General features: G+C 56.1%; 9 protein-coding genes. 1 reads left to right on the forward strand and 8 read right to left on the reverse strand.

Annotated features, from left to right (window positions below; translation table 11 throughout):
• Together NW834_RS12620 and NW834_RS12625 are read right to left on the reverse strand one after the other, a co-directional pair.
• On the reverse strand, positions 1-417 hold a 417-nt coding region (locus NW834_RS12620), incomplete at its 3' end, for a hypothetical protein (RefSeq protein WP_414426333.1).
• Positions 418-544: 127 nt separating this feature from the next.
• On the reverse strand, positions 545-2,512 hold the full coding sequence (locus NW834_RS12625; protein ID WP_414426334.1) for an AMIN domain-containing protein: 1,968 nt from the start codon (positions 2,510-2,512) through the stop codon (positions 545-547).
• Here NW834_RS12625 and NW834_RS12630 point away from each other — a divergent pair.
• Positions 2,399-2,629, forward strand: coding sequence for a hypothetical protein (locus tag NW834_RS12630; RefSeq protein WP_414343508.1), 231 nt, complete (start codon positions 2,399-2,401; stop codon positions 2,627-2,629). The two genes, NW834_RS12625 and NW834_RS12630, sit on opposite strands and share 114 nt — an antisense overlap.
• Positions 2,630-2,957: 328 nt before the next feature.
• Here the strand turns inward: NW834_RS12630 and NW834_RS12635 are convergent, their stop codons facing one another.
• The 6 genes from NW834_RS12635 to NW834_RS12660 form a co-directional block, all read right to left on the reverse strand.
• Positions 2,958-3,659 carry a hypothetical protein gene (locus NW834_RS12635; protein WP_414350594.1) on the reverse strand — a complete coding sequence of 234 codons (702 nt, stop codon included), beginning with the start codon at positions 3,657-3,659 and terminating at the stop codon, positions 2,958-2,960.
• Complete coding sequence (locus tag NW834_RS12640; protein ID WP_414419005.1) at positions 3,659-4,366, reverse strand: PilN domain-containing protein; 708 nt, start codon at positions 4,364-4,366, stop codon at positions 3,659-3,661. Before NW834_RS12640 ends, NW834_RS12635 begins: the two co-directional genes overlap by 1 nt.
• 60 nt (positions 4,367-4,426) lie before the next feature.
• On the reverse strand, positions 4,427-5,545 hold the full coding sequence (pilM, locus tag NW834_RS12645) for a type IV pilus biogenesis protein PilM (protein ID WP_414419006.1): 1,119 nt from the start codon (positions 5,543-5,545) through the stop codon (positions 4,427-4,429).
• Positions 5,546-5,764: 219 nt separating this feature from the next.
• The gene (gene kaiC, locus NW834_RS12650; protein WP_011432142.1) at positions 5,765-7,390 is read right to left on the reverse strand and encodes a circadian clock protein KaiC; all 1,626 of its coding nucleotides are present in this window, start codon (positions 7,388-7,390) and stop codon (positions 5,765-5,767) included.
• A gap of 28 nt (positions 7,391-7,418) precedes the next feature.
• Positions 7,419-7,721, reverse strand: a complete 303-nt coding sequence (gene kaiB, locus NW834_RS12655) for a circadian clock protein KaiB (RefSeq protein WP_011430723.1) — start codon at positions 7,719-7,721, stop codon at positions 7,419-7,421.
• Positions 7,722-7,723: 2 nt separating this feature from the next.
• Positions 7,724-8,728 carry a circadian clock protein KaiA gene (locus NW834_RS12660; protein ID WP_414419007.1) on the reverse strand — a complete coding sequence of 335 codons (1,005 nt, stop codon included), beginning with the start codon at positions 8,726-8,728 and terminating at the stop codon, positions 7,724-7,726.
• Positions 8,729-8,880: the final 152 nt, after the last annotated feature.

Consider the following 8,880-nt stretch of genomic DNA (forward strand, 5'->3'; position numbering starts at 1 on the left):
GCCATTGGAAGGATTGCTGGAGACCAATGTAATTCCATTTGCAAAGGGAGCAGTAGATTCTACCTGGGCTTGCTGCATCGGTGCTCGCGGCTGTAAAAGAGCCAACGCATCAGGATAGAAAATGGTATGCTGCTCCAATTGAGCGGGGGAGGGGTTTTGCTGCCAAACGCTGCGAGGCATTCGCACGGTAAATAGAGGGGCTTGCCGATCCCCGGCTTGTCCCAGTACCTCCAAGGTGATCTGCTCCGGCTGCGGTTGCGCTTGGAATTGTTGCGCCAAAGCTCGCCAAACCAGAGGACGTGATTGCTCGACTAGCTGCGAATAGCTCTGACCCTGTACCGGTAGAGAAAGGCGATAGGTTTGTGACCACCCTGCGTCAATCGAAGCCAGCACCCAAGCCAGAACCAAGCTGAGCAATAGGGATCCCAGTCTCAACCAAAATCGGCAAGAAAAGCTTGACCTTAGCATTTAAACCAAGATGTCTTTATAGGAAGGTAACTAGCTCAACAGGAAGAAAGCGGCTTGCAGCGATAAAGATTTTCCTTCAGTCCTCCAAAATTGTCGGCGTAATTAGGACTACAATTTCAGTTCTCTCATTTATCGTATTTTGCCTACGAAAAAGAGAACCCAGCAGAGGAATCTCAGAAAGCAGTGGAACCCTGTCAACAGATACTCGATCCTCCTCTCGTATCAAGCCTCCCAAAAATAGGGTTTCTCTGTCTTTCAGTCTGGTTTGCAAAGTTCCAACAGAACGCTGGTTCAGCAAGCTAATTACGGTGCCATCTGCCAAAATAACTTGGCTACCGATGGATGAAATCTGAGGAATGAGATTTAACGTAACATAGCCATTATCGTCAATCCTAACATTTTGAATAAGCAAGTTAACTCCTGCGTTTCCCTTCTCGAAAACAACTACTGACTGGCCTGTTGCGGGATCCGTTTGTATTCTCCTGTTGGTAATGACTTCTTGGCCAACCACAACAGCCGCACCGGTGTTGTTGGCAACGACTACTTTTGGATCGGCCAATATCTTAGCTGTCCCCGAAGCAATAGATGCATCTATACGAGCTGCAAGAGACTGCTGGAGCCGGTTTAAAGTATTAAATACAAGTGAGCCCCCAGTTGCTGGAGCCGGAACCGAACCAACGTTAGGAACTGAGGATCCCTCGGGTTGGCTAAGAGGAGTTCCACCAAAGCTGGTATTATCTCCAGAACCCAGCGCAAAGTTTCCAGATGCACCACCTAATGCAACTCCTAAGTCAGAGTTGTCGTTAAGGTTAATCTCGATAAACCTGGCGCTAATCAAGACCTGTCGACTTCTGAGATCAATTTGGGCAAGATATGCTGCTATTACGTCATGTTGGGTAGGTGTGGCAACAATAGTCAGTGAATTCGTTCTTGGATCTGCTTGAATGGCCGATTCCTGAGCCAAAGGAATGTTTGATGCTTCCAAAATGGCTAGAATTCTGCTTCTAATTTCACTCGGAGTAACACCTAGCTGCCTAGCCGTGATTTCAGTTGTTCCACCTCCACCTGCGGCACCGGCAGCAGTTAAATCAAAGTTTTGGATCTCCTCTTCGATTCTCAGTTGATTGAGTCTGTACGTCTTGACGATCTGCTGGCCAACCCCAGGGAGTGTAGTACCAATGAAAACTGTTTGCCCTACGCGAGACGCTTGAAGCTCCTTCAAGCGCAAAATAAAGTTAAATGTTTCTTGTAGAGGTGAGTCAGCTACATCTAGGGAAATCGTCAAGTCCGGAGGCACATCATTGAGAACTACATTAAGCCCAGCTCGACGCACCAGTAGGCTTAACACATCACCTACAGGAGCATCTCTTAAGGTCAAAGTGATCTTGGCATTTGAACCCAAATCCACCGGGGGAGGAGCTGGAATAATACTGCCAACGGCAAGATCTCCAGCCGGGGGAGCCATTGCTCGACCTTGAAACGGAGAAACATCAGGATTGACAACCCCTGGCGGCAGTTGGGGTTGGTTGAGCTGGTCCACAGAAGGCACCTGAGAAATCACGGGTGCAGCAGGAGCAGCAGGTGTGGGAGGAGCCGCTTGAGTTGTCTGCGGAGGGGCAGGGTTTTGAGCGACCGGTTGGGAGGCAGGGGCAGAAGCTGCGGGCTGAGGAACAGGAGCCACGGGCTGAGGTCGGTTTAGTGACGCCGGTTGGCCGGGCGCTGCTGGGTTGGACGAGGGTTGAGGGGGAACCGCCGCTAGGGGGGCCGGTGGGGCAGAGGGTAGGCCCTCAAAATCGAAGACCAACTGCGTCGGGCTGCGCCGAGCCAGCAAGCCTTGGGGAGCTGCGGCCACGCCGGCTATTTCTATCCGCACACTGTCATTGCCTAGTTGCTTAGCCTCGATGAAACGCACCCCCGGCAAGGGAGACTCTTGGCGATAGCGGCCCTGGCTTCCGCTCAATTGAGCATTGGTGATGTCCCCGATCCAAGATTGTCCCTGCTGGGTAAAGAACACCTGTGGGCGAGCGCCCCCTTCGGTGTTGATCTCCAACTGCATGCGGTTGCCGTTGGGCACCAGGCGGATATCTGTGATGCGGCTGAGGCGTTGCGGGTTTGCGGAGGTCAACTGTTGAGCGGCTGCCTCATTGACCCGGCTTTCTAAGGCCAATGGGGGCAGGGACAGGATCAAGCCCAACGCACACCCATAAGCAACTCGACGGTTCATCATCCTCACACCTCACTCCTTCACCCAGTCGTATTCTTGCTTCACCCCGCCACGGGTGCCTTTGGCCTCGTTCACCCCGTGCTTCCCTAATCAAAGCCGAAATCTCGGACTTTGCCACTACCTGTAGCCGTTTCGGGAGAAATTTTTCCCAGATCTTCGATTCGGCAACACTATCCGTGCTGAACCGGCGGTTGTTCCCGTCTTCTGAAAACCAGAGGGGATCCCGCACTGGCAGGATCCCCCCCTGAGTCAAGGCATGGCTGGGCTACTGACCAGGTGCCGTTTGCCCTTCAGGTGGAGGAGCAGTGCCCAACGGAACGTCTTTGTTGTAGATGTAGGCAATCAAATCAAAAGCAGCGTCCAGTTCCCCTGTGTCTTGAACAGGATTTAAGCTGATGTTGCTCACCCGGAACAGCGTGCGCAGACGTTCTATATCTCCCATCAGATTGATCAGCTCCGTATAGGGGCCACGCAGAGCGACACGGGTGGTCTGCACTTGGATGGCGGGAGCGATGATCCCAGGCACTTCCGGATTGGCCGAAGACGCTGGAGTCAGTGGAGAAGGGCTAAAGCTGCGCAGCTCGCTGTTGGGCTGCCCCTGCACCAGCCGGTTGAGATCCAGCAGTTGCGTGTCGGCATTCTCGGGAGTGGAGAGCAGGGCACTGATCTGTTCCCGCTCCACGCGAGCTCTCTCGACCTGATTGGGCACATCTTGCAAACTGGCAATCTGGCTCTTTATGTCCTGCAACTGGGTGGTTTTGTTGGCTACCTCCCTTTCCAAAGCCTGTACCTCCTCGATCAAGGGGCGAAGTTGGGTGAAGGCCAGAAACCCCGCCGCGCCTAGCCCTGTGATCCCGATTAAAAGACCAATTCGAATGGGGGTCAGCTCCACGCCCAGCAGTACCGGCGGCCCTGCCGGGGGAACCACCAGTTGTTCGTCGGGAAAACCTTCAACCGATCCAGTCATCAGTTCGCCTCCACTCGACGCAAAATGCGGATCTTTTCAACCAAGCCTATCGCTCCCCGCTGCTCCAGCTCGCGGGTAAATTCTGGGTCGGGATCCCCCAGGGTACGGATGGTTACGGTTATGCCGTAGGTAACGCTGGGCTCGGTTAGGTCTGTGCCGTCCACCCGGGAGCTGCTGTTCAGGACGGCGCTGGTCACAAAGTTGGAATCCAGCAGGGTGAGCAAAAAGTCGTTCACCAGGGGAAAGTCCAGCGCCCCTCCTTGGATATTGACGGTATCCCCGGAAGCGCTGATGTTGGTTATCCATACCCCCTGGCCGGGGATCTTGCGCCGCAGCTCTTCCAAGATGGCCGACCAAGGCTGGACGGACCTCAGAAAGGAGCGGAACCCTTCCGTTTGGGCGCGAATGGTTTGCAGCTCTTGATTGGCATTCTGCAGCTGGGACAACTCAGCATTGGCTGTGCTGAGCTCACTGTCAAGGCGAGCCCGCTCCGCCCTCAAGGTTTCTCTCTGGCGGGAAAAGCTGTCTTGGAAATACCAAAAAGCTCCCATCGCTACAGCAGCAACAGCAACCCCCAGGCCAATGGCCGGGATCCAATTCTGGGATCCCTCTGCAGCCTCAGCTGCGACTACTGCTTCCCCACCTGTTCGAGCTGTGGTGAGGACATCCGGCCTTTCTTTGAGGAAATTGATCTCCGGTGTGTACATCTCTTTAACCGCCTTGTGCGCTATTCCATCGGTTGGGCGAGCTTGCGCTGCCTGCTGCCGCTACTTGGTGTCTTCCCGTAACGCCAACCCCAGGGCCACTCCCATTGCTGGGCGTTCCTCCAGGGGCAGTTCCACTGAATCCGGCACGACAATGTTGCCAAAGGGATCCGCCAACTCCACCGCCACGCTCAACGACTGAGATAAGAAGCCGTCGATTTGGCCGATGCTTGCCCCAGTTCCGGCCAGCAGTACTTTCACCACAGGCGAGCTACTTTCTGTGCTCGTAAAGAAGTCGATGGAGCGCTTCAGTTCATCCGCCAAATCGGAGACAACGCGCGTTACTGCTGCTACACCGGGATTGCTGGGCGCTGGCTGTTCTCCCGTGGCCAAAATATCGGTGGGGTTGATCAGGGGTAGCCTCAGAGTTCGCAACAGGTCGCCGGTGCGGCTAAGCGGCAGATTCAGGGATTGGGCCAGCACCTGCCGCATGTGGATGGTGCCGATGTTGACGGTGCGGGTAAATTGCGGGATCCCGTTCACCAAAATGCTGATCTCGCTGCTGTCGTAGCCGATGGAGCTGAGCAACACGGCCTCTTGGGGGCCGTACTGGGTTAGCTGGTCGCGGATGGTGCGAATGAGGGAGAAGCTGGCCAGCTCCACACAGCGCACCTGCAAATTGGCTGCCTGCAGCACCTCCAGGTAGTTGTCCACCACCTCTTTGGGGATGGCCACCAGCAAGACTTCGATGCGCTCAATGCCATCCTGGGAAAGATCGAGACCCAAGGGCTGGTAATCGACATCCGCCTGATCCCGCGGGTAGGGAATGTAAAGTTCGGCCTCCTGCTCCAAAACCACCCGGCGCAACTCATCGGCGGGCAGGTCGGCAGGCAGGCGAATGAGACGAACGATGGCCTCCCTTACGGGCACTGCTGTGGCTGCCGGCAGGTTGGTGGGTACCTTGTTTTCATTGAGCAAATTCATCAGGATCAAGCCAACTGTGCTCGGATCGAGGATGCGCCCTTCGACCATCGCCCCTTCCGGCATGTCCACGCTGTGGTAGTGGGCCAGACGATAGCGACCATTGCCCTGCTTTTTCAGTTGGGCAACGGCGATGCGCTCGGGGTTGATGTCCACCCCAAGCATGGTTCGGGTTTTGGAACCACCGAGAAAACTAAACACGCCGGGAAACCCCGCCCTTTGCGCTACTGCTAGAGGCATACTACCCAATTTGTAGGTGGGTTACCACTGTTCGCCATTGGCCGCGGGGAAATCCTTGTCTGGGCCGATCCCTCCCTGCCAGCCGCAAGTGCAGGGCTTGCGCGGTGTTGAGCGGTGTTGGAAATTCGCTTGACTCAACGGGTCTGTTGCCGCGCCCACTCACGGAACTGTTGTAACCGCTCACAACCCTTCTTCCTCGAGGGCCTGGACGTTTTGCACAATCCGGGAGAGCTCGTTTTTCTCATCCACATTGATGCGGGTCGGGGATCCGCTGATGATGCGCTCGTAGCCCCGGAAGGAATCGCGGATTTGGATGCCCGCATTGGAGATGAGGTACTCGCGGATCCCTTTGTCGTGCCAGGATCCCCGCATTTTGAAGACGTTGAGGGCGCGGGCCATTTCTCCGCGGATCTCCACGTATTGCAGCAGGATAATCGTGTCGGTGATGGTGGAAATATGGGATTCGGTGATGGAATGGGATCCCATGAATTGGTCGGTGGTGTTGGTGAAAAAGCCGGTGATCTCCTCCTGCTTGGCCAGGCCAGTTACCCCGATTACAAACTGGCGGAAGGCATTTTGGCTCACTCCCCGCGCCAGGGCTGACAGGGAGTCGATGGCCATGCGGGAGGGCTTGAAGGCCATCATCTCGGTTTTGATCTTCTGCAGGTGGTCTTCCAGGCCGGCAGATTCTGGGTAGGCGCAGATGATCTTGAGGAGGCCCTGCCGCTCGAACTCTTCCAGGTCAATGCCCCAGGAGGAGGCGTTGCGGGACAGCTGCGCCCGCGACTCTTCGTAGGCAAAGAGAATGCAGCGTTCCCCATCCAGGCAGCCCCGCTCCAGGAATTTGCTCACCAGCGAGGTTTTGCCCGTGCCGGTGGCGCCGGTGGCCAAAATAATCGAGTCTTTGAAGAAGCCGCCGCCGCACATTTCGTCCAGCTTCTCGATGCCGGAGGAGACCCGCACGTTGGAGGAGCGCTGCGTCAGCTGCATGGCTCCCAAGGGGAAGATGTTGATCCCGTCGTTGGTGATGGTGAAGGGATATTCCCCCTTCATGTGGGTGGTGCCCCGCAGCTTCAAGATCTCGATGGTGCGCCGCCGTTTCTCTCCCTCCAGGATGTTGCGTAGGATCACCACGTTATCGGAGACGAATTCCTCTACGCCGTAGCGGGCGATGGGGCCGTACTCGTCGGTGCGCTCCGTGGTCATGACGGTGGTGACGTTGGCCTGCTTGAGGCGGGCCGTCAGGCGGAACAGCTCCCGCCGCACCACACCGGCAGGGTCGTATTGCTGAAAGATGGCTGTCACCGAGTCGATGGAGACCCGCTTGGCTTTGTATTTGCGAATGGCGTACTGGATGCGCTCGATGAGGGCCGACAAATCAAAGTTGCCGCTCACCTCATAGCCTTCGGGATCGGGGGAAGCGTCCAGGATAAACAGTTGGCCCCTGTCGATGAGGGCCTGCAGATCCCAGCCAAAGCTGGAGGCATTGCGAATGATATCGGCGGGGGTTTCCTCGAAGGTGACGAAGATCCCCGGCTCTTGATACTTCACGATGCCGTTGTAAAGGAACTGCATGGCAAACAGGGTTTTGCCGGTGCCGGAGGTGCCGCTGACCAAGGTGGTGCGTCCCAGGGGTAGCCCACCGTGGCTGATGTCTTCAAAGCCCTCGATGCCCGTCTGTTTTTTGGGGATCCCTCGCAGCTCTGAGAGATCCGCCCGGTGGTTGTCTGGGGTTGGTTCGGTGGAGTCCTCTGCGGTGTTATCTTGTGGCTTTTCTGGCTCAGAAGGCCCCAATGACTGGTTCATCCCACTCTCCTTGCTCCTGCAGCCTGTCTCAAGCCTCTTCGTCCAATTCTTCGTAGAGCAGATCCAGGCCGATGAGCACTTTCTCGCGGTTGGACAGATCGCCAATAATCTTCCGCACCGGTGGCGGCAGGATTTTGGCCAAGGTCGGCGTTGCCAAGATCTTATCTTCCTCTGCCAGTTGCGGATTTTTCAAGACATCGATCACCTTCAGGCTGTACACGCCGCGGAACTCCTTTTCCAAGATGTCTTGCAAGGTGCTGAGGGCACGCAGAGAATTGGGGGTGTTGCCCGCCACGTAGAGCTTGAGAACATAGGCTTTGCGAGTGGACATATCTAAGGATCCCTTGGAGCGGTTTTGGGAATGGAGCGGCGGTACATTTCGCTCAGGTGGGCCATCACATCGATCAGGGTAAGGCGGTAATCCAGCAGGATCTCTTCGCTGCGGCCTTCCAGCTTCAATTGTTTGGCAAAGTCTTCCATCAAGTTCATGTGCAGCTCCAGCAGTTGAGCAGCGCCGATATCGGCAAAAAAGGCCAAGGCCACCAGCTCGTCGATGCGGGCATTGACGGTCTCGGGAGATTGAAAATAGTCCAAGACGATTGCCTGGTAAAGGTTACGCAGCCGTCGCATGAGGGCTTGCTGCTCGTGGGGCGGGAGGCGACGGTAAAACAGCTCTGGGTCACGATGATAGTACACTCCGGCGTAGCCCAGCCGTTCCCGCAATTTCTCCGCCAGCCGCCGTTGTTGTTGGTTGCTGTAAGCCAGGTAGGGCTGATCGCTGGGATGCGCTGGGCCCTGCGGGAGGCCGCAGGTGGGAGACATCTGCAGAAACAAGGCGATGGCCCGATCCACCAGCAGCTCCAAGACGGAAGGGGATCCCGAAGCGGTACAGTCGGCCCGCACCTGCCCCTTCAGCTCCTGTGGCGAAATGGGACGGACGAGGGTGGCGTTGTGGTAGAAAAACTGCTCTCGCTTGAGCAATGCTTTCACCAAAGATGAGGTGGCAGGGATCTCTCCTTCCGTCTCCGGTGTTTCCTTTTGCAGGTGGGATTCTTCCAGCACAATCGCCAACACCGTCGGCAGCAGCAGTCCCCACGCGCAGAGCTGATTGCCCAGATCGTGCAGCTCTTGCAGCCGAGTGGGATCCACCAGGAGCACCAAGCAATCGACATGGCCGTCTTGTCTCCTGAGAGCCTCTAGGAAGGCAGCTTGATCCTGAAAACACTCGACAACAAAGCGTTCAGGGGGTAGCCAGTCCTCGCAAGCTAGGGGCTCTCCTGCTGGCGGCTCCCAATCCAGCAACAGGTTGATGCGCAGTGGATGGGTGTCAGGCAACAAGACAAAGGATGAAGATATATTTCCTATCTTAAATCTGACCGGGATCCGCGCTCACCGGCCAGAGGAAAAGAGCGGGAGCATGACTCTAGTCAATGATACGCTGGACTATACTGAAAATAATGTACAGTATGTTCAGTATGGCTGCTTGGTAT

It is taken from the genome of Synechococcus sp. R60.1 (assembly GCF_047461835.1).
In the GTDB taxonomy this organism is placed as follows: Bacteria; Cyanobacteriota; Cyanobacteriia; order Thermostichales; family Thermostichaceae; genus Thermostichus.